This is a genomic window from Flavobacterium petrolei (genome assembly GCF_003314435.2).
GTDB classification, from domain to species: domain Bacteria; phylum Bacteroidota; class Bacteroidia; order Flavobacteriales; family Flavobacteriaceae; genus Flavobacterium; species Flavobacterium petrolei.
In genome coordinates this window covers 378,019-401,924 of sequence record NZ_QNVY02000002.1, presented here as the reverse complement: position 1 = coordinate 401,924, position 23,906 = coordinate 378,019, and the positions used below count along the sequence as shown (strand labels likewise).

The following is a 23,906-nucleotide window of genomic DNA, read 5'->3' as shown; positions in this document are numbered from 1 at the left end:
GACCACAAACAAATTGCTTAGAATTTAAAAAAACGAACAATATAAAAGAATGTCACACATTCATTTTTAAAATATTCCAAGAAAAACAAAATGATGAAACCAATACTGATTTTAATAGTACTCTTTTTTACAGCAGTTTCAAGTTCTCAAAATAACAATCCAAAAGAGAATAGTAAACCTTTTGTTCTGGGAAGCATCGAAGAAATACATTCAAAAATATTATCCGAAAAAAGAATACTAAACATTTATTTACCCGAAGGATATCAACAAAATGATTCCATCACTTATCCGGTAATCTATTTATTGGATGGTTCCGCAGACGAAGATTTTATTCACGTTGTTGGACTTTTTCAATTCAACAGTTTTTCATGGATCAATAGAGTTCCAAAATCAATTGTAGTAGGAATTGCAAATGTGGATCGTAAAAGAGATTTTACATATCAAACCACCATCGAAGCGGACCAAAAAAGATATGCAACTGCGGGGAAATCGGCAAATTTTATTTCATTTTTAGAAAAGGAATTACAGCCCTATATTGAAAGGAAATACAAAACAAATGATTCAAAAACTATTATTGGACAATCATTAGGCGGACTTTTGGCCACCGAGATTTTACTTCAAAAACCCAATTTATTTAATAAATATATCATCATGAGTCCCAGTTTGTGGTGGGACAATGGCTCTTTATTGCGTCAAAATTCAGTTATTTATCAAGAAAACTTCAATAAAAAAATTGATATTTACGTAGGAGTTGGTAAAGAAGGACTTGCACCAACTGAGATTCCGCATGTTATGGAAGTAGATGCAAATCTATTAACAGAAAAATTAAAAAGTACAAAATCGAAAACGATTACAGTAAACTTTGACTATTTGCCACAAGAAGACCACGCCACGATAACACATCAAGCTATTTTTAACGCTTTGAGAATTTTGTATCCGATGCGCACGGAAAAGTAAAAGTAAAAGGCACTTTTATCAATGGACTGATGGAAAGCGAGTGGTTCTTTTAATCAGTATGACAAAATGATCAATTAGAATATCAAGAGACTTTTGAAAACGATAGAATCATCAAAAAAAGATAGTCCAATGTATTGCTTCGGTATTTCTAAAAAGCTGTTAATCAATTATGTTATAATCAATAAATTTCGTTGCTGAAATTCTGATTTTTTAAATACAGTAAATTAATTTCTTTAAGAATTACTTAGTAAAAAAAACAGGGAATTTATTGAGCCTCGAAAAAATAGGAATTAATAAAATTTGGGTTTTACTTTTTGAAACAATAACCCTGACAACATTAAGAAAATAAGACATTACGCAGAGAAAAATTAATATAAAATTGGCAGTAACAAATCGTAGAGATTTTATTTTTGTAATGTAGTATTATGGCGAATAAAATTGGTCAAGTTTTTGTATTGCCACAGTACTGCAATTTATTATTAATTAAATTTTTATTATTATGACAGAAGATTTTAAACTCATTGATAAAGAAGACATTGCGCTTCTTAAATTTCCCAAAACAGATGTTCTAAACGATGTGGACGAAATAAAAACCAGAACCGGTGAAATCAACAGAGCCCTATCATTGGGTAATTTAGAGCATTCAAAAATTAAAATATTCTTTGAAGACAGCGAATCCAAAAAAGTTGTAGATACTACGGTTTGGGCTGTTACAGACAAAAATGTTATTTTAAAGCAAGGTGTGATGATTCCTATTCACAGAATATATAAGTTGTTTTAGTATTATAAAGAACAAAAAATGAACATCCTATTTCTCAAAACAGAACGATTGATTTTAAGACCAATTACGCTATTGGATTTGGATTATATTCATGAATTGCATTCTTTGAAAGAAACAGATGAATTCAATACGTTAGGAATTCCGGAAAATAGTGAAGAAACAAAACTGCTTTTAGAAAAGTGGATTTTCGAAAACAATAAAGCACTTACGACCCATTTTACTTTTGCGGTCGAATTCAGTACAGGAAACCAAATTATTGGATTAATTGGAATCAATTTGGGGAAAGTGAAATATAAAAATGCTGAAGTTTGGTTTAAATTCCACAAAGACCATTGGAACAAAGGCTTCGCTACAGAATCTTTAAAAGAAATTCTCCGTTTTGGTTTCAATGAACTGAATCTGCATCGGATTGAAGCGGGTTGTGCCGTGGGAAATATTGGTTCCATACATGTTTTAGAAAAAACTGGAATGACAAGAGAAGCACACACCCGAGAATTATTGCCATTGTCATCTGGCTGGTCCGATAATTACGGTTACGCTATTTTAGCAACCGATTAATAAAATTCAACAAAAACTACACTATGAAATTTACCACAATCAATCTTGGAGACAATAAAATTGAAGTTTTTAATTCTTTTATCGGAAGAGAAACAATAGTACTAAACGGTAAAGTAGTTTCGGAGAAAAGTTCGATAACCGGAGCAACACATCATTTTAAAATGATTGAAAATGATCAAGAAGTAACGTGTAAATTTATTTTGGGTTATGGACTAAATGGAGTGGTAATGAGTTTGTACAAAGACAACAAACCAGTAATTGAGTCTCAAAAAAGTATATTCTTTGGATTTGTATTTTTGACTCTTATTTGCTTTGGTTTTGTGTTTTTTTATAACGTAATCTTTCACTGAGAACGTCAATAATACCATTCAATACAATTATAATTTAAAAGACAAAACCACTGCCGGTACAAAGAGCAGTGGTTTTGAACAAACAGGAATCAATACTATTTAGTCAAGCAATTTGATTACTGCCAGCCGCCACCAAGGGCTCTGTACAATTGAATTATCGCTTTGTATTGTTGGAATTTATTGTCTATCAAGCTTAGTTCAGCATTCAAAGCATTGTCTTTTACGGTCAAAACTTCTAAATAATTGGCTAAACCATATGTCAATAATTCATCCGAATAATCGGTGGCTTTATTCAACGCATCGACTTGTTTTTCTCTAACCGTAAGTTTATACGTCTCATTATTGTATTGTGCCAAAGCATCCGAAACTTCTTTTCCAGCAGTCAATAATGACTGTTCAAATTGAAGATAGGCTTTTTCCTGATTGGCTTTAGCAATTTCAAACTTCGTTTTAATTTGGCGTTGATTGAAAATGGGTTGCGTCAATCCGGTAATCACATTGGCGAAAATTGAATTGGCACTGAACCATTCTTTCAAATCGATACTCTGAAGTCCACCAGTTGCAGTAACTTTCAATGTTGGATAAAAATTACTTTTGGCAACATTAGTCTGTTCAAAGTTTGAAATTAAATTGTATTCAGCTGCAATTACGTCAGGTCTGTTTCGCAGCAAAGTTGCAGGAACCCCAAGTGTAATTGTAGGTTGCATGGATTGAGACTCGAATGTGCTTCTTTCAACTTTGGTAGGACCTTGACCCATAAGAATACTTATGGTGTTTTCAAGAATAATAATGCTATTCTTTAAATCGGCAATGATGATTTGGGTAGCATATTTCTGAGCTTCTGTTTGCTTAACGCCAACTTCAGTTACATTTCCCGCTTTTTTCAATGCTACAATAGTTTCAACACTTTTATCTCTGTTTACCAATGTTTTCTCCGCTAATTTTATTTGCGCATCAACCGAAAGCAATTGATAATAAGTAGCGGCAATGTTAGCAATCAACTGCGTTTTTACGGCTTGATTGGCAGCAGTTGTTTGCAGATATACAGCATTTGCAGCACGCTTGTTGCTTCTTATTTTTCCCCAAATATCAGCTTCCCATGAAAGATTTCCTGTTAACTGATATTGATTGGTACTTCTGTCTTGCAACAATGCACCAAACTGACTATTCCTAGAAAGTTCCTGATGCGTCCAGTCGGCACCGGCAGAAAGAGTAGGGAAGTACCCTGCTTTTCCTTGCTTCATCGATGCTTCTGCCGCTGCAATATTTTGCATGGCAATTTTGATATCCAAATTATTTTCTAATCCTTTCTTGATATATCCCTGCAAAAGCGGATCCGTGAAAACGTTTTCCCAAGCAACATTTGCAAGTGAAACAGTATCGTTTGAAACAATTTCGTTTCGGTATAAATTTTCCGTTTTTAATTCCGGTCGTTCGTATTCTTTGGCAACAAAGCACGATTGCATTACAGTTGCGGTTACAACAAGTACTGCTATTTTAGTTAACTTATTCTTCATTTTCTTTGTTTAAAAGTGCGACATCTGAATCCTGATTTTCTATAGGAAGTGGTTTTGTAGAAATTTTTTCCTGTAAGGTTTGAAAGACAATAAAAAGAACTGGTATTACAAAAACACCAAAAATAGTTCCTATTAACATTCCACCAATAGCTCCAGTTCCAATAGCATTGTTTCCAATAGCTCCAGCTCCTTTAGCTAACATTAAAGGCAATAATCCAAAGATAAATGCAAATGATGTCATCAATATTGGACGCAAACGCGCGACTGCACCATGAATAGCAGCTTGCGTAATACTCATTCCTTTTTTTCTGGAATCTACAGAAAACTCGACAATTAAAATGGCGTTCTTAGCGAGTAATCCAATAAGCATAATAAGTGTTATTTGTAAGTAAATATTATTACTCACGTCGAATAAATAAGCAAATAAGTACGCTCCTGCTAAACCAATTGGCAATGAAATTAATACGGCAAAAGGCAACATATAACTCTCGTATTGAGCGGCTAATAAGAAATATACAAATACCAAACACAATAGGAAAATATACAAGGTTTGACCGCCTGCACTTATTTCTTCACGGGTCATTCCTGAAAACTCATAGCCATAACCAATAGGTAAAGTTTGACTTGCCACTTCCTCAACTGCTTTGATGGCATCACCAGAACTGAAACCTACGTTTGGAGCACCTGTGATTTTTACAGAAGTAAACAAATTGAAACGCTCTATTGCTTGAGGGCCAAATACTTTTACTAACGTCACAAATTGGGAAATAGGCGCCATTTGACCATTTTTATTTCTGACCAATACTTGATTTAATGATTCGGGATTACTTCTAAATTCAGGTTCAGATTGGTAAACCACACGAAATTGTTTTCCAAATTTGTTAAAATTAGAAGCATAAACGCCACCATAATATCCTTGCATCGTTCCTAAAACATCAGTAACTGTTAAACCTGATTTTTTTATGGAAGCAACATTCAAATCAATTCGATACTGCGGATAATTTGGAGAAAAAGAAGTAGTCGCATATTTGATTTCAGGACGGCTGTTTAAAGCTGCCAAAAATTTATTATTTACTTCACTCAACTCCGTGATTGTCCCTCCTTTTTGATCTTGTAATTGAAATTCAAAACCATTGGTAAAACCAAAACCAACAAGTGTAGGACGAGCAAAATAAAGTACTTTTGCATCTTTTACCGAAGCTGTTCGCTTGAATAATTCCTGTACAACTGCATTTATTTCTTGATTCGTTTCTTTACGTTCTGCCCAAGTTTTCAATTTCACGATTACCATTCCGTAGTTGCTACCGGTACCACTTAGTAAACTACGACCTGAAATACGAAGCACTTCTTTTATTTCAGGAATGTCTTTAACTTTATTTTCAATTTGTAATAAAACCTCTTCTGTTCTTTCTAATGAAGTTCCTGGCGGAAGCGAAATATCTGAAAGAATAGCACCTGTATCTTCACCCGGAACAAAAGCCTTTGGAGTAATATTTAATAATAAGATAAAAATCCCTGCAAAGATGGCAATTCCTAAAAATGCCAACCATTTTCGTTTTATAAAAAACTCAACAGATCTTTTATATTTAGCGGTTGTGGTTTCAAATCCAACATTAAATGCAGTAAAAAAGCGCTCTGCAAAACCTTTTTTCTTAGCACTTTTATCGTGTTCTTTTAAGAAAATGGCACATAAAGCGGGGGAAAGTGTCAAGGCATTAATAGCTGATAATACGATTGCAACAGCTAAAGTTATTCCAAACTGCTTGTAGAAAACTCCCGCAGATCCACTGATAAATGAAACTGGAATAAATACTGCCGACATAACTAACGTAATGGAAATAATTGCACTACTAATATCCTGCATGGCACTGTGAGCCGCTTTTTTGGGATTATGTTCCCCAGCTTCCATTTTGGCATGCACGGCCTCAACGACGACAATGGCATCATCGACCACAATTCCCACAGCGAGTACTAAGGCAAAAAGCGTTAGTAAATTTATGGTAAAGCCAAATAAACTTAGGAAAAAGAACGTTCCCACAATTGCAACAGGAACAGATATTGCAGGTATAAGGGTCGATCTCCAGTCTTGTAAGAAGATAAAAACTACGATGAATACCAATATAAAGGCTTCAATTAAGGTATGAATCACTTTAGTAATAGATTCGTCTAAGAAGTCGTTTGCATTAATTAAAGTGGCATATTTTACCCCTTTTGGGAAATTTACTTCCGCTTCGTCTAACACTTTTAAGGAACCTTCAATTACTTCTTGTGCATTAGATCCTGCAGTTTGAGCAATTGCAATCGCAATGGATTTGTTTCCATTTGTGTAGGCATTACTGGCATAATTTACAGCTCCCAATTCAATTTTTGCAACATCGCCTAACTTAAGGATTTCTCCGTTTTCAGTTGAACGAACGATAATTTCTTCGAACTCTTTTACATTTTGTAAACGACCTTTATATTTTAAAGCATATTGAAAAGATTGGTCACCACTTTCACCTAATTGTCCTGGAGCGGCTTCAATATTCTGCTCAGCCAATAAAGCTGTAATGTCCGAAGGAACAAGTCCATATGCACCCATTACATCTGGCTTAAGCCAAATGCGCATGGAGTAGTCTTTTTGTCCAAAAATCATTGCTTCTCCAACTCCAGCTACACGTTTTATTTTTGGTAAAATATTAATGTTAGCATAATTTTGAAGAAAAGTATCATCATAATCGGGGTTGTCACTGTATAATGATAAAATCAAGATATTATCGCTCTGTCTCTTTGAAGTTGTAACACCTGCTCTTGTAACTTCTTGAGGTAGCAAAGGTGTAGCACGTGAAACACGATTTTGCACATTTACAGCGGCTAAATCTGGATTTGTACCTAATTTAAAGTATATATTAATGGCTGCCGAACCATCATTATTTGATGTAGAAGTCATGTAAGTCATGTCTTCGACACCGTTGATTTGTTCTTCTAATGGAATTACCACCGAGCTCATTACCACTTCGGCACTGGCTCCTTGATAATTTGCTGATACAGTTACTGTAGGTGGTGCTATTTCTGGATATTGTGAAACTGGAAGTGAGATTAACCCTAAAACTCCCAAAATTACGATGATAATAGATATCACCGTTGACAATACCGGTCTGTCAATGAATTTTGAAAACATATTTTATTATTTATTCAATAGTTAGTGTGTGAATTATTTTTTTGCAGGATTGATTATGGTATTAAAATCGACTACTTCAGGTTTAATAAGGGTTCCTTCAGTAACAATCCCAACACCTTCAACAAGTATTTTATCATTTAAATTTAATCCGCTATCCACTACAAAAAATTTGCCTCCAGGAATTGCACGAACTACAATAGGAACCGCTTGTACTTTGTTATTTTTATCCACAACAAGGGCAATACGCTTGTCTTGCAATTCTAATGTCGCATTTTGTGGGACAATAATAACATCTTCTAAATTTGTTGGGATTTGTATCGTTCCACTTCCTCCAGAACGCAACAATTTGTTTCCGTTTGCAAAGCGTGCTCTTACATTAAACGATCCTGTTTGTGCATTGGCTTGTCCGCTAAAGGTTTCAATTTTACCCTTTTGTTCATAAGGCATACCATTGCTCAAAACCAAATTCACCGCTTCCATTTTGTTTATTTTTTCCTGAAATGACTTTCCTTCAGCATTCATCATGATATCCAATTGTTCTTTTTCATTCACTGAAAAATAAGCATAAATGGTACTTACATCTGAAATTCGGGTTAATGGTTCAACGGTTTGGCTACTGACATAACTTCCCAGTCTTAAAGGCAAATTCCCTACAATTCCATTCACGGGACTTTTTATAGTAGCATAATTAATTCTGGCAACTATACTTTGATAGGTACTCTTGGCACTGGCTAAATTTGCTTTTGCAGTTTCTAATTGCACATCACTGATAATGTTACGTTCTACCAAAGGGATTAATCGATTTACCTCTACTTGAGCAGCAGCAACTTTTGCTTTTGCAGCACCAGCTTCTTGGGTTGCAGTTTGTGTCTCTAATTTAAAAAGTAATTGCCCTTTTTTAACTTCTTGGCCTTCTTGCACAAATATTTTTTCAATATAGCCATCCACTTTTGCACGAATGTCAATATCAGTAATTCCTTCTAAACTGGCAGGATACTCCGCTAATAAAGTGGTATTAGAGTTTCCTATTTTGACTACTTTATAGGACATAACTGGAGGAGCCGTTTGAGCAGTTTCTTTTTTGCAGGAGAATAAGCTTATTGATAACAAAATTATACTTATAAAATATTTCTTTTTCATACGGACTATTTACTAAAATTGATTAATTATTTTTACTATTACTGATTTCTATTTCTTTGAATTTTTCGATGGTTTTAATCAAAAGCTCTTCTACTTCACATACATGGGCTTTATAGGCTTTTACATTTTCCATGTTGCATTGTTCCTCTTTACAGGAAATAGTTTGCTCTCTGTAGGTGATTAATTTGTCTATTATTTTTTTTTCAAAATCAAGGATTTTGATATAATTAAAAAGTCTTTCACTAAATGGAGATGGTTTAAAATATTTTTTACGATCGCCACTTACTGTGTAGTAATTTATTTTATCCATCTTTAGCAATAGATTTAAGTTTGTGGAAACTGAGCTTTTACTTGCAGCCGTTTTTTCAACTATCTCTTCAAATGTTAACCCGGTCTTGCAACCATCTACTATTAATAATCCAAGAATTCTGGAACCTAGTGGCGGTAAATTGTATAATAACTCAAAATGAATTCCGAACATCTCGATGAGTTCTTCTCTCTCTTTTTGGATTGTTGCCATGATTTTTTTTGCAAAAGTAAAGTTAGTTCGTAATTTACCGAACTAAACGAACTTAAAATTATGTTAATTTTCAAGAAAACGATTTCTCTATAACTTATTGTCTTTCGAATAAAAATCTAAAGTTTAACCCTCAATTAGTTATATTTAAATTAAAAGTTAGTTCGTGAAAAAAAAATGCTTAATATTGAAAAGAGAACAATTAGCCTATATTGTATTAAACCAAATGAATTTAACTATGAAATCTAAAGACTTCACGAACTCTTTTTTAATGATTGCCTTATTTTCTGCAACGGCAGCTATGGCGCAACAAAAATATGTCAACACGCCGCCGGAGGTTTCACCAATGCCAATGAAACCGGAAATGACTGAAATTTGGGAACCAGAAGTGAAAGTTATTACTCCCGCAAAAACCATTGGATATGCACCTTCGGATGCCATTATTTTATTTGACGGTAAAAACTTAGATCAATGGGTAAGTCAAAAAGATGCCAGCAAAACTGCACCTTGGAAAATTATTGACAAAGATTACATGGAAGTTGTTCCGGGTTCTGGAGCCATTCAAACCAAAATGGCTTTTGGTGATTGTCAGTTGCACCTGGAATGGAGTGCGCCGGATGTTGTTTTAGATGGTGGACAGGCAAGAGGAAATAGTGGTGTATTTTTCCAAAATAGGTATGAATTGCAAATATTGGATTCCTACAATAACAGAACATACAGCAATGGACAGGCGGGAAGCATCTATAAAGATCATCCACCATTAGTTAACGCGGTAAAAACACCATTAGAGTGGAATGCTTATGATGTAATTTATACGGCACCTCGATTCAAAGCAGATGGCAAAATTGATGCTCCAGCTAGGTTAACCGTATTTTTGAATGGGGTTTTGGTACAAAATAACGCGACTATTAACGGATTGACACTTTATATTGGTTTACATAATTATCCGTCCTCTCATGCCGATGATGTTATTTCGCTTCAAGATCATGATTCTAAAAATCAATTCAGAAATATTTGGATTAGAAAACTTTAAAAAATATACCAACGGAGCGCAACAAACGCTCCGTTTTTTTTTGCTCTAAATCAGAAGCAGGAACTTTTCTGTTTTGAAATCTAAATTACTTATATTTGTTGACCTTAAAAACAAACTTATAGTGAGTCAAATCAATAAGCTGAAAATATTCAATGATCCCATTTATGGGTTTATTACCATTCCAAATGCCTTAATTTACGATTTAGTTCAGCAACCCTATTTTCAAAGATTGCGTCGAATTTCCCAAATGGGATTGTCGTATTTAGTATATCCTGGTGCCAATCATACTCGTTTTCATCATGCTTTAGGTTGTATGCATTTAATGCAAAAAGCAGTCGATGTATTGCGTTTCAAAGGAGTTTCAATTTCTCCCGAAGAAGAAAATGCATTGTATATTGCTATTTTATTGCACGATATAGGTCATGGACCGTTTTCGCATGCAATGGAAAAAAGCATTGTTGAAGATGTGCATCACGAAGAAATATCGCTATTATTCATGAACCAATTGAATGTGGAATTCAATGGTCAGTTGAGTTTGGCAATTCAGGTTTTTAAAGGAGAATACAACAGGAAATTCATGTTGCAGTTGATTTCGAGTCAGTTGGATATGGATCGAATGGATTATTTGAAACGCGATAGTTTTTACTCGGGCGTGGCAGAAGGAAATGTCAACTCAGAACGACTGATTCAAATGATGAACGTAGTGGACGATTATTTGGTAATTGAAGAAAAAGGAATTTATTCTGTCGAAAAGTTTTTAATGTCCAGACGCTTGATGTATTGGCAGGCATATTTGCACAAAACGAGTTTAGTGGCAGAGTTAATTTTGATGAAAATCTTAAAGCGCGCCAAAGAATTAACGTTAAAAGGAGTGCAATTGCCATGCAGTGAACCGTTATTGTTTTTCATGCAAAACAAAGTTACGATTGATACTTTTGATGCTGAAACCTTAGATTTATTTGCTCAATTAGATGATTTTGATATTATTGGAGCTTTGAAATCTTGGCAAAAACAGGATGATTTTATTCTGTCGTCTTTAAGTAAAATGATAGTAAACCGAGATTTATTAAAAATAAAATTAACGAGTGAAAAAGTAGCGATTGAAGAATTACAACCGCTTAAAGAGCGGTTTGCATTAGAAAATAATATTTCATTATTAGAAACTAATTATTTTATTTTTAAAGGGAAAATAAAAAACCAAGCATATAGCAAAGAAGCGGAACCGATACGTATTTTGAAAAAAGACAGTACAATTGAGGACGTCATAGAATCTTCTGACCAGCTGAATTTAAAATCGTTATCTAAATTAGTGACTAAGTATTATATCTGTTTCCCAAAACAACTGTTATAAAAAAGTCATTTAAAATCTATTTTTTTATATTTTTGTCGCGATGAAATTTACAGCAGAACAAATAGCAGGGATTTTAGAAGGAGAAGTTGTTGGGAATCCCATGGCGGAAGTTTTTAGATTGTCAAAAATCGAAGAAGGTACGGAGGGATCGCTTACTTTTTTATCAAATCCTAAATATCTTAATTATATATATTCTACAAAAGCCTCTGTAACAATTGTTAATGAGACTTTTGTTCCGGAATCACCTTTGACAACCACATTGATAAAAGTACAGGATGCTTATGCGGCATTTTCTAAATTATTAGAATTTTACAATCAGGTGAAATTGAATAAAAGTGGAATAGAGCAACCTTCTTTTCTTTCGCAGAGTGTAAAATACGGAGATAATTTATATCTTGGCAGCTTTAGTTATGTGGGACAAAATGTAGTTTTGGGTGAAAATGTAAAAATTTATCCTAATTGCTTTATTGGTGATAATGTGGTAATTGGCGATAATGTATTGTTATTCGCTGGCGCAAAAATATATTCGGAGACCGTAATAGGGAATAATTGTACGATACATTCCGGAGCAATTATCGGTGCTGATGGTTTTGGTTTTGCACCAAATCCAGACGGAACCTACACTAAAATCCCGCAAATAGGCAATGTAATTATTGAAGATAATGTTGATATAGGTTCTTGTACCACAATAGATAGGGCCACAATGGGATCAACAATTATTAGAAAAGGAGTAAAGCTTGACAATCAAATTCAGATTGCCCATAATGTAGAAATTGGCGAAAACACTGTAATTGCCGCTCAAACAGGGGTTGCTGGTTCTACAAAAATTGGAAAAAATGGGATGATTGGCGGTCAAGTTGGAATATCCGGACACTTAAATATTGGCAATAATGTTCGAATCCAAGCGCAATCGGGTGTAGGTAGAAATATAAAAGATAATGAAATCTTACAAGGAAGCCCTACATTTGGTTACAATGATTTTAGTAAATCGTATGTTCATTTCAAGAATTTACCAAAAATCGTTGCTGAAATAGAAGAATTAAAAAAACAAATATTAAACCAAAAAAATGGAAACAATGGTTAAACAGAAGACCATCAAAACAGAAATTTCGCTAACTGGAGTTGGATTACACACAGGAAAAGAAGTAAAAATGACTTTTAAACCTGCTCCAGTGAATAATGGTTTTACTTTTGTTCGAGTAGATCTGGAAGGGCAACCTATTATTGAAGCAGATGCAAATTATGTTGTAAACACGCAAAGAGGAACTAATTTAGAAAAATTAGGAGTAAAAATTCAGACACCTGAACATGTTTTAGCAGCATTAATTGGTTGTGATTTAGACAATGTCATTATTGAATTGAACGCCTCTGAACTTCCTATAATGGATGGTTCTTCTAAGTATTTTGTAGAAGCACTTGAAAAAGCAGGTTTTGAAGAGCAAAATGCGAAAAGAAATGTATATGTGGTGAAAGAAGTGATTTCTTTTACTGATGAAGCATCAGGAAGTGAAATTTTAGTAATGCCAAGCGATCATTATTGTGTAACGGCGATGGTTGATTTTGGGACTAAAATTTTAGGAACTCAGAATGCAAACATGAAAAGCATTGCTGATTTCAAAACTGAAATTTCAGAGTCCAGAACCTTTAGTTTCTTGCATGAATTAGAATCTCTTTTAGAAAATGGATTGATAAAAGGAGGTGATTTAAATAATGCTATTGTTTATGTTGATAAAGAAATTTCAGCAACTACAATGGAAAATTTAAAAGTTGCTTTTGGAAAAGAAGAAATTTCCGTTAAGCCAAATGGTATTTTAGATAATCTCACATTACATTATCCAAACGAAGCTGCAAGACATAAATTACTTGATGTAGTAGGTGATTTAGCTTTAATTGGAACAAGAATTCAAGGAAAGGTAATTGCCAACAAACCAGGTCATTTTGTTAACACACAGTTTGCGAAAAAAATGGCAAAAATCATAAAAATTGAACAAAGAAATTATGTTCCTGTTTATGATTTAAACCTAGAACCTTTGATGGATATTCATAAGATTATGGCGGTTTTACCTCATAGACCACCATTTTTGTTGATTGACAGAATTATTGAAATGTCTGAAACCCATGTTGTGGGAATGAAAAATGTAACCATGAATGAAAATTTCTTTGTGGGTCATTTTCCTGAAGCTCCAGTAATGCCGGGTGTTTTAATTGTGGAAGCAATGGCACAAACAGGAGGGATTTTAGTATTAAGTACAGTTCCGGATCCAGAAAATTATTTGACTTATTTTATGAAAATTGATAATGTCAAATTCAAACATAAAGTATTACCGGGTGACACTTTAATTTTTAAATGTGATTTAATTACGCCAATCAGAAGAGGAATTTGCCACATGCAAGCAAACGCATATGCAAATGGAAAACTAGTTGCTGAAGCAGAATTAATGGCGCAAATTGCAAAAAAACAATAGACTTAGGTTGAAAACGTTACAATCGAATCTCAACAAGAATTGATTGGAGTTTTTATTCTGATAAATATAAAAAATAAATAATATCTGATGAATCAACCACTAGCCTATGTTCATCCAGGCGCCAAAATAGCCAAAAATGTTGTCATCGAGCCATTTACAACCATACACAATAATGTAATTATTGGAGATGGAACATGGATTGGTTCAAATGTCACCATCATGGAAGGGGCAAGAATTGGAAAAAATTGCAATATATTTCCGGGTGCTGTAATTTCAGCAGTACCTCAGGATTTAAAATTTGGTGGAGAAGAATCTTTGGCAATAATTGGAGACAATTGTACGATTAGAGAGTGTGTCACCATTAACAGAGGAACGATTGCATCAGGTCAAACGACTTTAGGTAATAATTGTTTGGTAATGGCAACCGCTCATATTGCTCACGATTGTCATATAGGAGATAACGCTATTATTGTGAACGGAGTCGCTTTGGCAGGTCATGTTACCGTTGGTAACTACGCTGTTATTGGTGGGTTGGCTGCAATTCATCAATTTATTCATATTGGCGATCACGCGATGATTTCTGGTGGATCTCTGGTTCGAAAAGATGTTCCGCCTTTCACAAAAGCAGCGAAAGAACCATTGTCGTATGTTGGAATTAATTCCGTAGGATTGAGAAGACGCGGTTTTACTACCGAAAAAATACGTGAAATTCAGGATATTTACAGAATTCTATATCAAAAAAATTACAATACCACTCAGGCTTTGGGAATAATTGAAGCAGAGATGGAAGCTACGCCAGAAAGAGATGAAATCATTGATTTTATTAGAAATTCATCAAGAGGAGTAATGAAAGGTTACTCGGGGAACTACTAAAAAATAAAGTAATTTCAGTTACCAAAAAATAAAAATAGTAATAAAAAATAAACAATAAAATGGCATCTACATCAGATATTAAAAACGGATTGTGTATCAAATACAACAACGATATTTACAAAATCATAGAATTTCTTCACGTAAAACCAGGAAAAGGTCCAGCTTTCGTTAGAACTAAATTAAGAAGTTTGACAAACGGAAAAGTTTTGGACAACACTTTTTCTGCAGGTCATAAAATCGAAGAAGTTCGAGTTGAAAATCATAAATTTCAGTTTTTATATCCAGAAGGTGATGATTTTCATTTTATGAATACAGAGACTTTCGAACAAATTACTTTGAATAAAAATATTTTAGATTCACCGGATTTATTGAAAGAAGGAGAAAATGTAATGGTGAGTATCAATACAGAGACTGATTTACCTCTTTCTGTTGATATGCCGGCATCTGTAATTCTTGAAGTTACTTATGCGGAGCCTGGAATCAAAGGGAATACAGCTACAAATGCAACAAAATCAGCAACTGTTGAAACTGGAGCAACTGTAAATGTCCCTTTATTTATTAATGAAGGAGATAAAATTAAAATTGATACTGCATCAGGTTCTTATATGGAACGTGTAAAAGAGTAGATTACAGTGTTCAGTATTCAGTTTGAAAATGAGCTGAATACTGAATATTGAAACCGAACATTAAATTTATGAAATTCCAAAAAGTTTACACTTTAGAAGAAATTGCTACTATTATCGACTGTGAATATGTTGGTGATAAAGATTTTCCAGTTACTGGAATGAATGAAATTCACGTTGTTGAATCTGGAGATATTGTTTTCGTAGATCATCCTAAATATTATGACAAAGCATTAAATTCAGCGGCAACAATAGTTTTAATCAATAAACACGTTGCTTGTCCAGATGGAAAAGTACTATTGATTTCTGAAGATCCCTTTAGGGATTTTAATAAATTGACAAATTATTTCAAGCCATTTCAATTTTCGAATGTTTCAATAGCTACTTCAGCTTATATCGGTGAAGGGACTGTAATACAGCCCAATGCATTTATTGGAAATCATGTTGTGATTGGAAAGAATTGTTTAATTCATTCCAATGTTTCGATTTATGATTATACCGTTATTGGAAATAATGTAATCATTCATGCAGGAACTATTCTGGGTGCTGATGCATTTTATTACAAAAAACGTCCTGAAGGATATGATCAATTACTTTCTGGTGGAAGAGTGGTCATCAAAGATAATGTGGGAATAGGGGCGCTTTGTACTATTGACAAAGGAGTTACAGGTGATACCACTATTGGTGAGGGTACAAAAATTGACAATCAGGTACATGTTGGACACGACACTGTTATTGGGAAAAAATGTTTAATTGCTTCCCAAACCGGAATTGCAGGCTGTGTAATTATTGAAGACGAAGTTACTATTTGGGGACAAGTAGGAACGACCAGCGGAATAACAATAGGAGCTAAGGCAGTGATTATGGGACAAACTGGTGTCACAAAATCTGTTGAAGGTGGGAAATCCTATTTTGGTACTCCAATAGAAGAATCAAGAGAAAAATTGAAACAACTGGCTAATATCAAGAAGATACCAGAAATTCTTAATAAACTAAAGTAATATGTCTGCTAAAGAAATCGTTCAGCAATTTTACAAATCAGATGCTCTCATTGATAGCGAAGTCATAAAAGATTTTTTGCATCCTGAAGTTATCGTTGAATGGAACAGTAGCAAAGGATTAGTTCAATTGAATTATGATTCTTTGGTAAGTTTATCCAATGATTTGAGCAAGGCATATGTACGTTCTAAAGTTCGTATTAGTCATATTATTTCTGAAAATGATTTAATTTCAGTTCGGTATTCTCATTTTGTAAAAACGATTGAGAATCCAAGAGAAGAGATGTTATTGGCGCATTTTATTGTTATTTGGCAAATAAAAGACAATAAATTATTTCGAGGGTATCAAATGAGTCAATTATCATAATTTAGTGTCAAAAAACTGAATGCTGAAGATTGATTAGTGCTTACTATTTTATACTTTTGCATAACCATTTTAAAAACTACATAAAAAATATATCATGAGTGTTTTAGTTAATAAAGATTCCAAAATAATTGTTCAAGGTTTTACAGGAAGCGAAGGAACTTTCCATGCTTCTCAAATGATTGAGTACGGTACTAACGTTGTTGGTGGTGTAACTCCAGGAAAAGGGGGAACAACTCATTTAGACAGACCAGTTTTCAATACTGTAAAAGATGCTGTAGAACAAGCAGGTGCTGATACAACTATCATTTTTGTACCGCCGGCTTTTGCTGCAGATGCAATTATGGAAGCTGCAGATGCTGGAATAAAAGTAATTATTGCAATTACCGAAGGAATTCCTGTTGCTGACATGATAAAAGCAAATAGTTATGTTAAAGAAAGAAACGCAAGATTAATCGGTCCGAACTGTCCTGGAATTATTACTCCGGGTGAAGCTAAAGTTGGTATTATGCCAGGTTTTGTTTTTAAGAAAGGAACCGTCGGTATTGTTTCTAAATCTGGAACATTAACGTATGAAGCCGCTGACCAAGTTGTAAAACAAGGATTAGGAATCACTACTGCAATTGGTATTGGTGGAGATCCAATCATTGGAACTACTACAAAAGAAGCGGTTGAATTATTGATGAATGACCCAGAAACAGAATGTATCGTAATGATCGGTGAAATTGGTGGACAATTAGAAGCGGATGCTGCTCATTGGATTAAAGCTGATGGTAACCGTAAACCAGTTGTTGGTTTCATCGCAGGAGTTACGGCTCCTCCAGGACGTACAATGGGACATGCTGGTGCAATCGTTGGTGGATCTGATGATACTGCTGAAGCTAAAAAACAAATCATGAGAGAATGTGGAATTCACGTAGTAGATTCTCCAGCTGAAATTGGTAAAAAAGTAAAAGAAGTTTTAGGTTAATCTAAACTCCAATTAAATATTTAAAAGCCTCACAATTTGTGGGGCTTTTTTATTATTAATTGAATTAAAGAAATATCTTTGCACTTTATTAAATATTTCTGTTTTTGCAGATTCAATTGTAATAAGAGCAAACATAAACGAATGGTTTCTAATGGGCCTCACGATTTTGTGGGGTATTTTTTTGTCGAAACCAGTTCAAATAAAAATAAAATAATATGTACAAAGAATTAAAAAATTTCAAAGTTACCAATCAGTTTTCATTTACTACAGAAGATAGTTTAGCAGAAGTTTGCAACGCATCAGAAGGTTCTGGAGTATTTTTAGTGTATTCAGTAGGTGATGAAAAAGAACTAATTATGGTTGGTTCTACTGGAACTGTTCAAAATAATGGAACTTTGAAAATTAAAAATGGTGGTTTGAACGATAAAATCGTTGAAGGACACCAATTTGCAAAAACAGGAAGAAAATATTCTTGGCCAGCACAAATGAAAATTGAAAATATCAGCACGCTAGAAGTAGTTTGGTACGAAACATTCAATGATGAAACTAAAGTGATTCCAACATTCGTAGAAGGACAAGTTTTACAAAACTTTCTTGACGAAAATGGAAGATTACCAAAATGGAATGTAGCTTTTTAATTATTTAAAGACTGTTTTTCAATATGTTACTTATAATTGCGTCACATTTTTATGTGGCGCTTTTTTTGTTTTATTATTTTTTTGAATGAAATTCAAAATATTTCATAAATAATTAATTACTTTTGCACCCGTTATCACGAATCCTTCAATAGGATAGCAACCTGCAACAACAAGCAAGGTGCTAAAACGATAAGCCAAATCCTTTGGAAAAAATGTTGTTCACATTCCCATATTTAGCTTTGTTTTTCGTCATAATTTTTAATTTAAAATTATTTTTATGACTTTATTTTCAAAAGAAAAAGGAAATGCCTTTGCTTTGATTCCTTTATTTGTTTTTATTTTTACTTTTTTGGGAGCGGGAATTATTTTGAATGATTTTTATGCTTTTCCATCTCCAGTAGCTGTTTTAGTTGGTATAATCGCTGCTTTTTTATTATTTAAATCCTCAACTGAGGATAAAGTTGAAACGTTAATCGCAGGTTGTGGCGAAAGTAAAATCATGACCATGTGTTTAATTTACTTGCTAGCGGGAGCGTTCGCAGTGGTAAGTAAAGCAATGGGCGGAGTAGACGCTGTTGTGAATCTTGGAATAAATACAATTGACGTTGCTTACTTCCCGTTGGGAATTTTCTTGATTGCTTCTTTTTTATCAACTGCTACAGGAACTTCAGTAGGTGCAATTGTAGCGATTGGTCCAATAGCTGTCGCATTAGCTGATAAAAGTGGCGCTTCATTACCGCTTATATCTGGCGCTTTATTGGGTGGTTCTATGTTAGGAGATAATCTTTCCATGATTTCTGATACTACTATCGCAGCAACACAATCATTAGGGTGTGATCTAAAAGACAAGTTCAAAATTAACTTGTTTATTGCTTTTCCAGCTGCAGTTTTTACTATTCTGGTTTTCTTTTATCTTGGTTTAAACTCGGATATTGTGACCGTTGCCATTGCAAAAAGTGATTTTTCCTGGATTGCAATTGTACCTTATATTTTAGTAATCGTATTGGCTGTTGTGGGTGTTAATGTATTTTCAACATTGCTTATTGGTACTTTATTAGCAGGTATAATTGGATACTTTAGTGGTTCATTTACGCTGATGGAATTCACACAAAAGATATATGAAGGTTTTACTAGTATGACTGATATTTTCTTGTTGTCTATGCTTACCGGTGGTTTAGCTGCTATGGTAGATAAAGCGGGTGGAATAACGTATTTATTAGTTCAAATTAAAAAAAGAATTAAAAGTAAAAAATCAGCTCAAGCGGGAATTGGCGCTATAGTAGGTTTTGCTAATTTAGCTATAGCGAATAATACGGTTTCTATTGTAATTACAGGGCCAATTGCTAAAGAAATTAATGATGAGTACGAATTAAATCCTAAAAAAACAGCTGCAATTCTGGATATTTTCTCGTGTATAATTCAAGGGATTTTACCTTATGGCGCTCAAGTATTGCTTATATTGAGCTACGCTAACGGGAAATTAGATTTCTTTGACTTAATTAGTAATGCATGGTATCATCTATTTCTACTAGTTTTTACATTAGTGGCTATTTACAGTTCGTTTTGGGACAAATGGACAAATCGTTTCTTTAAAATTTAAGAGTTGAATTTTGACTGTTATTGCTTTTGAATTTTTTTTAAAAAGGGAATTATTATATATTTGACGGGTGTAAGATAGCCCTGATAGCAGTGAAAATCCTTTTATGTAAGCGATAGCGGTCATAAAAGGTTGAAGCGGATAGCAGGAATAGCTCCAAATAAAATTTAAACTAATTTTTGAATATGAAATTACTAGAAGGAAAAGTTGCCATAATTACTGGTGCGAGTCGAGGAATTGGAAAAGGAATTGCTGAAGTTTTTGCAAAACATGGTGCAAATGTAGCCTTTACATATAGTTCATCAGTAGAATCTGCTTTGGCTCTTGAAAACGAATTGAACGCTCTTGGAATAAAAGCCAAAGGATACCAATCAAATGCAGCCGATTTTAATGAAGCGCAAACTCTTGTAGACGCGGTTTTGGCTGAATTTGGAACAGTTGATATTCTAATAAACAATGCCGGAATTACCAAAGACAATCTTTTGATGCGTATGTCTGAAGGCGATTTTGATCAAGTAATTGATGTTAACTTGAAGTCGGTTTTTAATATGACTAAAGCCATTCAACGTACGTTTTTGAAGCAACGTTCTGGTTCAATTATCAATATGAGTTCTGTTGTGGGAGTAAAAGGAAATGCTGGACAAACGAATTATGCAGCTTCTAAAGCGGGTGTTATTGGTTTTTCTAAATCAGTAGCATTAGAATTAGGATCACGTAACATTCGTTGTAATGTAATTGCTCCGGGTTTTATAGAAACGGAAATGACGGCTAAATTAAACGAAGATGTTGTAAAAGGATGGAGAGACGGAATTCCATTGAAACGTGGCGGAACAACTGAAGACGTTGCTAATGCATGTCTTTTCTTCGCTTCGGATATGAGCGCTTACGTAACTGGACAGGTTATGAATGTTTGTGGGGGAATGCTTACCTAAAATTTAATTGAAAGATTGTAAAATTCAAAGATTTAAAGATTTTTGAACTATGTTATTAATTTTTAATCATTAAACCCTTCAATCTTTTAATAAAGAATAAATGACAACAAACACGCTACTATTATTACTGCTTTCTTTACTAATAGCTGGTGGTTTGTCGTTTTTTCAATACATCTACAAAGCCAAAAATAAATCGAGAGTCGGTTGGTTTTTGGCTTTTTTGCGTTTTTTATCCATTTTTGGAATTTTATTGTTGTTGATTAATCCAATAGTAACTAAAAATACGCTCGAAACAGTTAAAACGCCTTTGCCGATTGTTGTTGATAATTCGAGTTCTATTTCTTTTTTGAATGCCAATGAAAAAGCATTAGAATTGTATAAAAAAATACAATCAAACTCTGATTTACAAGAGAAATTTGATGTGCAATCGTATCAGTTTTCCGATGACTTTGAACTTACAGAAGCTTTTGATTTTAAAGGAACTCAAACTAATATTGATGTTGTTGCCAAAAATCTAAAAAATATTTATAAAAACGCAATTTATCCAACAGTTTTGATTAGCGACGGAAATCAAACTTCTGGAAATGATTACGTTTATAGTTTTGATGCTGTAAATAAAGTATATCCTGTAATTGTAGGCGATACAACGACTTTTTTAGATTTCAAAATCAATCAACTAAACGTTAATAAATATGCTTTTCATAAGAATAAATTTCCTGTAGAAGCTTTTTTACAGTATTCAGGAACCAAAAGTGTAACTGCTGATTTTGTTATTTCACAAGGCAATTCGGTGTTTAGTAAACAATCAATTACTTTTTCTCCATCTAAGAAAACAGCAACTGTAAACATACTTTTACCGGCTGATAAAATAGGATTGCAGGTTTTTAAAGCTACAATATTATCAAAAGAAAAAGAAAAAAATACGTATAATAATACTAAGAATTTTGCGGTTGAAGTCATTGACCAAAAAACAAATATTGCTATTATTTCAGCTATAAATCATCCTGATTTAGGCGCGATGAAAAGAGCAATTGAATCGAATGTACAGCGTAAAGTAACGATTGTTAAATCAAATGAAATCAAAACTTTGCAAGATTATAATGTTTTGATTTTATACCAACCAACGACTGAATTCAAAACTATTTTTGAGAATAATAAAGTTGCCGGAATCAATACATTTATCATTACTGGAAACAACACTGATTTTAATTTTCTGAATCAGCAGCAGGATAATTTGAACTTTAAAATGAGCGGACAAAAAGAAGATTATTTGTCGATTTTTAATGGGCAGTTTAATTTATTTGCAGCTGACAATATCGGTTTTGAAAATTTACCGCCTTTGCAAAATGCTTTTGGAACCGTAACTACAAAAGGTGCGGTGTCTGTTTTGCTTTCGTCCAAAATCAGATCTATAGATACCAATTCACCTTTGTTGGCTTTTGCCGAAAATCAAGGCAAACGAGCCGCTTATCTTTTAGGAGAAAACAGTTGGAAATGGCGTTTACAAACCCATGTCAACAATCAGTCCTTTGAAAAATATGATGTTTTCATTGAGAAGATTATTCAGTTTTTAGCTTCGAATAATTCTAAAAAATCACTAGTTGTTGAACATGAAAGTTTTTATAATTCAGGTGAAGCCATTGAAATAACCGCGCAATTTTTCAATAAAAATTATGAGTTCGATGAAAAAGCCCGTTTGACAATTGCGGTAACAAATACAAAAAACAAGCAAACTAAAAATTACGATTTATTAAAAGGAAATAATTCCTATAAAGTCAATCTTGATGGATTGAAAGCGGGTTCTTATGCGTTTACTGTCAAAGAATTGAATTCAAAAACGACCTATTCCAGTAATTTTGAAATTCTTGATTTTAATATCGAAAAGCAATTCGTCAATCCCGATGTGGAGAAATTGACACAATTAGCCACGCAAACGCAAGGAAAAGCTTTTTTCACAGACCAAGTTGATGTGTTGATTAAAACGCTTTTCGAAAATGATGAATATAAAGCGATAGAGAAGAACATTGTTACTAAAACTCCTTTGATAGATTGGATTTGGTTATTGGTTTTAATTTCATTTTTGTTGGCAACGGAATGGTTTGTTCGAAAATATAATGGATTACTCTAATACAATTAAACAACATGGATTTTAGACTGAAAGTATTTTATACTGTTGCCAATCGTTTGAGTTTTACAAAAGCCGCAACGGAATTATTCATTACGCAACCTGCGATTTCCAAACATATTCAAGAGTTAGAAGAGCAGTATAAAATCAAATTGTTTGACAGGAATGGTTCCAAAATCGCATTGACAATTGCTGGTGAAGTATTATTGAAACACACCAAAAATATTTTCGAACTATATCGCGAGATCGATTTTGATATGAGCACTCTTATTAATCAACGTTCCGGACTGTTACGATTAGGTGCTAGTACAACGATTTCTCAGTATATTATTCCACCACTTTTAGCACGTTTCCACCAAAAATTACAAGATGTAAAAGTGAGTTTACTTAATGGAAACACCGAACAAATAGAAAATGCTTTACTAAACCAGGAAATTGAAATAGGAATTGTTGAAGGGCAATCAAAAAATAAATCTATTAAATATACCGAGTTTTTAAAAGATGAATTGGTTCTAGTTTGTAAGAGTTCCAATCCGTTAGTAAGTCTTGATGAAGTGACTCAGGAAGATCTTAAAAACATGCATTTTTTAATGAGGGAACAGGGTTCTGGAACACTTGAAGTTATTGAACATGCATTAAAACCATTTGAAATTAAACTATCAGAACTACAAATTGAAATGCAATTAGGAAGTACTGAAAGTATAAAATCCTATTTGATAAACTCTGATTGCGTGGCTTTTATATCCATTCATGCGATAAAAAAAGAACTTCAAAACAATGAATTGGCTATATTAGATACTAAAGACTTAGTTATTGAACGTTTCTTTTACGTCATTACGTTGCAAGGAAAAACGGATTCGCTATCGGATTTGTTTATCCAGAATATTTCCAACCATTATAATTTAAAGTTATAGCAGATTATAATTTGCGATTGGCTTAAATAGATTTATCTGCTGA

General features: G+C 33.6%; 22 protein-coding genes and 1 riboswitch. Of the genes, 18 read left to right on the top strand and 4 right to left on the bottom strand.

Annotated elements, in window-relative coordinates:
• Nucleotides 1-90 precede the first annotated feature (90 nt).
• The 4 genes from DR871_RS08285 to DR871_RS08270 all read left to right on the top strand — a co-directional run bounded on the left by DR871_RS08285 (nt 91) and on the right by DR871_RS08270 (nt 2,646).
• A complete protein-coding gene (locus DR871_RS08285) occupies nt 91-957 on the top strand; it encodes an alpha/beta hydrolase (protein ID WP_113665720.1) in 867 nt (288 codons plus the stop codon).
• Nucleotides 958-1,456: 499 nt separating this feature from the next.
• Complete coding sequence (locus DR871_RS08280) at nt 1,457-1,738, top strand: hypothetical protein (protein ID WP_113665721.1); 282 nt, start codon at nt 1,457-1,459, stop codon at nt 1,736-1,738.
• An 18-nt stretch (nt 1,739-1,756) separates the two neighbouring features.
• A complete protein-coding gene (locus tag DR871_RS08275; protein ID WP_113665722.1) occupies nt 1,757-2,296 on the top strand; it encodes a GNAT family N-acetyltransferase in 540 nt (179 codons plus the stop codon).
• 23 nt (nt 2,297-2,319) lie between these two features.
• Nucleotides 2,320-2,646 (top strand): hypothetical protein, encoded by a 327-nt coding sequence (locus DR871_RS08270; protein ID WP_113665723.1) that lies wholly within the window; start codon nt 2,320-2,322, stop codon nt 2,644-2,646.
• A gap of 116 nt (nt 2,647-2,762) precedes the next feature.
• On the opposite strand, the gene DR871_RS08265 is transcribed toward DR871_RS08270, so the two are convergent.
• Genes DR871_RS08265 through DR871_RS08250 form a run of 4 tightly spaced genes read right to left on the bottom strand, consistent with a single transcriptional unit; the run spans nt 2,763 to nt 8,983 of the window.
• On the bottom strand, nt 2,763-4,163 hold the full coding sequence (locus DR871_RS08265) for an efflux transporter outer membrane subunit (protein ID WP_113665724.1): 1,401 nt from the start codon (nt 4,161-4,163) through the stop codon (nt 2,763-2,765).
• Nucleotides 4,153-7,323: an efflux RND transporter permease subunit gene (locus DR871_RS08260; RefSeq protein WP_113665725.1), complete on the bottom strand. Its 3,171-nt coding sequence runs from the start codon at nt 7,321-7,323 to the stop codon at nt 4,153-4,155. The genes DR871_RS08265 and DR871_RS08260 overlap by 11 nt, the downstream gene beginning before the upstream one ends.
• A gap of 33 nt (nt 7,324-7,356) precedes the next feature.
• The gene (locus tag DR871_RS08255) at nt 7,357-8,463 is read right to left on the bottom strand and encodes an efflux RND transporter periplasmic adaptor subunit (protein ID WP_113665726.1); all 1,107 of its coding nucleotides are present in this window, start codon (nt 8,461-8,463) and stop codon (nt 7,357-7,359) included.
• Nucleotides 8,464-8,485: 22 nt separating this feature from the next.
• Nucleotides 8,486-8,983 carry a GbsR/MarR family transcriptional regulator gene (locus DR871_RS08250; protein ID WP_113665727.1) on the bottom strand — a complete coding sequence of 166 codons (498 nt, stop codon included), beginning with the start codon at nt 8,981-8,983 and terminating at the stop codon, nt 8,486-8,488.
• A 235-nt stretch (nt 8,984-9,218) separates the two neighbouring features.
• On the opposite strand from DR871_RS08250, the gene DR871_RS08245 reads away from it, so the two are divergent.
• From DR871_RS08245 to DR871_RS08180, 14 genes are all read left to right on the top strand, one after another.
• The gene (locus DR871_RS08245) at nt 9,219-10,013 is read left to right on the top strand and encodes a 3-keto-disaccharide hydrolase (RefSeq protein WP_113666047.1); all 795 of its coding nucleotides are present in this window, start codon (nt 9,219-9,221) and stop codon (nt 10,011-10,013) included.
• A gap of 121 nt (nt 10,014-10,134) precedes the next feature.
• On the top strand, nt 10,135-11,364 hold the full coding sequence (locus tag DR871_RS08240) for an HD domain-containing protein (protein ID WP_113666048.1): 1,230 nt from the start codon (nt 10,135-10,137) through the stop codon (nt 11,362-11,364).
• A 40-nt stretch (nt 11,365-11,404) separates the two neighbouring features.
• Nucleotides 11,405-12,448, top strand: a complete 1,044-nt coding sequence (gene lpxD, locus DR871_RS08235; RefSeq protein ID WP_113665728.1) for a UDP-3-O-(3-hydroxymyristoyl)glucosamine N-acyltransferase — start codon at nt 11,405-11,407, stop codon at nt 12,446-12,448.
• A complete protein-coding gene (locus DR871_RS08230; protein ID WP_113666049.1) occupies nt 12,441-13,829 on the top strand; it encodes a bifunctional UDP-3-O-[3-hydroxymyristoyl] N-acetylglucosamine deacetylase/3-hydroxyacyl-ACP dehydratase in 1,389 nt (462 codons plus the stop codon). Before lpxD ends, DR871_RS08230 begins: the two co-directional genes overlap by 8 nt.
• Nucleotides 13,830-13,916: 87 nt before the next feature.
• Nucleotides 13,917-14,702: an acyl-ACP--UDP-N-acetylglucosamine O-acyltransferase gene (gene lpxA, locus DR871_RS08225; RefSeq protein WP_113665729.1), complete on the top strand. Its 786-nt coding sequence runs from the start codon at nt 13,917-13,919 to the stop codon at nt 14,700-14,702.
• Nucleotides 14,703-14,761: 59 nt separating this feature from the next.
• The gene (efp, locus tag DR871_RS08220; RefSeq protein ID WP_113665730.1) at nt 14,762-15,328 is read left to right on the top strand and encodes an elongation factor P; all 567 of its coding nucleotides are present in this window, start codon (nt 14,762-14,764) and stop codon (nt 15,326-15,328) included.
• A 68-nt stretch (nt 15,329-15,396) separates the two neighbouring features.
• Nucleotides 15,397-16,326 (top strand): UDP-3-O-(3-hydroxymyristoyl)glucosamine N-acyltransferase, encoded by a 930-nt coding sequence (locus DR871_RS08215; RefSeq protein ID WP_113665731.1) that lies wholly within the window; start codon nt 15,397-15,399, stop codon nt 16,324-16,326.
• A gap of 1 nt (nt 16,327) precedes the next feature.
• The gene (locus tag DR871_RS08210) at nt 16,328-16,690 is read left to right on the top strand and encodes a hypothetical protein (protein ID WP_091169631.1); all 363 of its coding nucleotides are present in this window, start codon (nt 16,328-16,330) and stop codon (nt 16,688-16,690) included.
• Nucleotides 16,691-16,784: 94 nt separating this feature from the next.
• A complete protein-coding gene (gene sucD, locus DR871_RS08205) occupies nt 16,785-17,657 on the top strand; it encodes a succinate--CoA ligase subunit alpha (protein ID WP_035672307.1) in 873 nt (290 codons plus the stop codon).
• Between the two features lie 215 nt (nt 17,658-17,872).
• Nucleotides 17,873-18,295, top strand: a complete 423-nt coding sequence (locus DR871_RS08200; protein ID WP_091169635.1) for a hypothetical protein — start codon at nt 17,873-17,875, stop codon at nt 18,293-18,295.
• Nucleotides 18,296-18,421: 126 nt separating this feature from the next.
• Nucleotides 18,422-18,518, top strand: a riboswitch (SAM-I-IV-variant riboswitch).
• A gap of 54 nt (nt 18,519-18,572) precedes the next feature.
• Nucleotides 18,573-19,895, top strand: coding sequence for a Na+/H+ antiporter NhaC family protein (locus tag DR871_RS08195; RefSeq protein ID WP_113665732.1), 1,323 nt, complete (start codon nt 18,573-18,575; stop codon nt 19,893-19,895).
• Between the two features lie 182 nt (nt 19,896-20,077).
• Nucleotides 20,078-20,824 (top strand): 3-oxoacyl-[acyl-carrier-protein] reductase, encoded by a 747-nt coding sequence (gene fabG, locus DR871_RS08190; RefSeq protein WP_113665733.1) that lies wholly within the window; start codon nt 20,078-20,080, stop codon nt 20,822-20,824.
• A 100-nt stretch (nt 20,825-20,924) separates the two neighbouring features.
• Nucleotides 20,925-22,952 carry a hypothetical protein gene (locus tag DR871_RS08185; protein WP_113665734.1) on the top strand — a complete coding sequence of 676 codons (2,028 nt, stop codon included), beginning with the start codon at nt 20,925-20,927 and terminating at the stop codon, nt 22,950-22,952.
• A gap of 14 nt (nt 22,953-22,966) precedes the next feature.
• Complete coding sequence (locus tag DR871_RS08180) at nt 22,967-23,863, top strand: LysR family transcriptional regulator (RefSeq protein WP_113665735.1); 897 nt, start codon at nt 22,967-22,969, stop codon at nt 23,861-23,863.
• Nucleotides 23,864-23,906 lie beyond the last annotated feature (43 nt).

Coding starts and splice junctions, on each gene's coding strand:
- DR871_RS08285 (WP_113665720.1), top strand. CDS start 91: ATGATGAAACCAATACTGATTTTAATAGTACTCTTTTTTACAGCAGTT.
- DR871_RS08280 (WP_113665721.1), top strand. CDS start 1,457: ATGACAGAAGATTTTAAACTCATTGATAAAGAAGACATTGCGCTTCTT.
- DR871_RS08275 (WP_113665722.1), top strand. CDS start 1,757: ATGAACATCCTATTTCTCAAAACAGAACGATTGATTTTAAGACCAATT.
- DR871_RS08270 (WP_113665723.1), top strand. CDS start 2,320: ATGAAATTTACCACAATCAATCTTGGAGACAATAAAATTGAAGTTTTT.
- DR871_RS08265 (WP_113665724.1), bottom strand. CDS start 4,163: ATGAAGAATAAGTTAACTAAAATAGCAGTACTTGTTGTAACCGCAACT.
- DR871_RS08260 (WP_113665725.1), bottom strand. CDS start 7,323: ATGTTTTCAAAATTCATTGACAGACCGGTATTGTCAACGGTGATATCT.
- DR871_RS08255 (WP_113665726.1), bottom strand. CDS start 8,463: ATGAAAAAGAAATATTTTATAAGTATAATTTTGTTATCAATAAGCTTA.
- DR871_RS08250 (WP_113665727.1), bottom strand. CDS start 8,983: ATGGCAACAATCCAAAAAGAGAGAGAAGAACTCATCGAGATGTTCGGA.
- DR871_RS08245 (WP_113666047.1), top strand. CDS start 9,219: ATGAAATCTAAAGACTTCACGAACTCTTTTTTAATGATTGCCTTATTT.
- lpxD (WP_113665728.1), top strand. CDS start 11,405: ATGAAATTTACAGCAGAACAAATAGCAGGGATTTTAGAAGGAGAAGTT.
- DR871_RS08230 (WP_113666049.1), top strand. CDS start 12,441: ATGGTTAAACAGAAGACCATCAAAACAGAAATTTCGCTAACTGGAGTT.
- lpxA (WP_113665729.1), top strand. CDS start 13,917: ATGAATCAACCACTAGCCTATGTTCATCCAGGCGCCAAAATAGCCAAA.
- efp (WP_113665730.1), top strand. CDS start 14,762: ATGGCATCTACATCAGATATTAAAAACGGATTGTGTATCAAATACAAC.
- DR871_RS08215 (WP_113665731.1), top strand. CDS start 15,397: ATGAAATTCCAAAAAGTTTACACTTTAGAAGAAATTGCTACTATTATC.
- DR871_RS08210 (WP_091169631.1), top strand. CDS start 16,328: ATGTCTGCTAAAGAAATCGTTCAGCAATTTTACAAATCAGATGCTCTC.
- sucD (WP_035672307.1), top strand. CDS start 16,785: ATGAGTGTTTTAGTTAATAAAGATTCCAAAATAATTGTTCAAGGTTTT.
- DR871_RS08200 (WP_091169635.1), top strand. CDS start 17,873: ATGTACAAAGAATTAAAAAATTTCAAAGTTACCAATCAGTTTTCATTT.
- DR871_RS08195 (WP_113665732.1), top strand. CDS start 18,573: ATGACTTTATTTTCAAAAGAAAAAGGAAATGCCTTTGCTTTGATTCCT.
- fabG (WP_113665733.1), top strand. CDS start 20,078: ATGAAATTACTAGAAGGAAAAGTTGCCATAATTACTGGTGCGAGTCGA.
- DR871_RS08185 (WP_113665734.1), top strand. CDS start 20,925: ATGACAACAAACACGCTACTATTATTACTGCTTTCTTTACTAATAGCT.
- DR871_RS08180 (WP_113665735.1), top strand. CDS start 22,967: ATGGATTTTAGACTGAAAGTATTTTATACTGTTGCCAATCGTTTGAGT.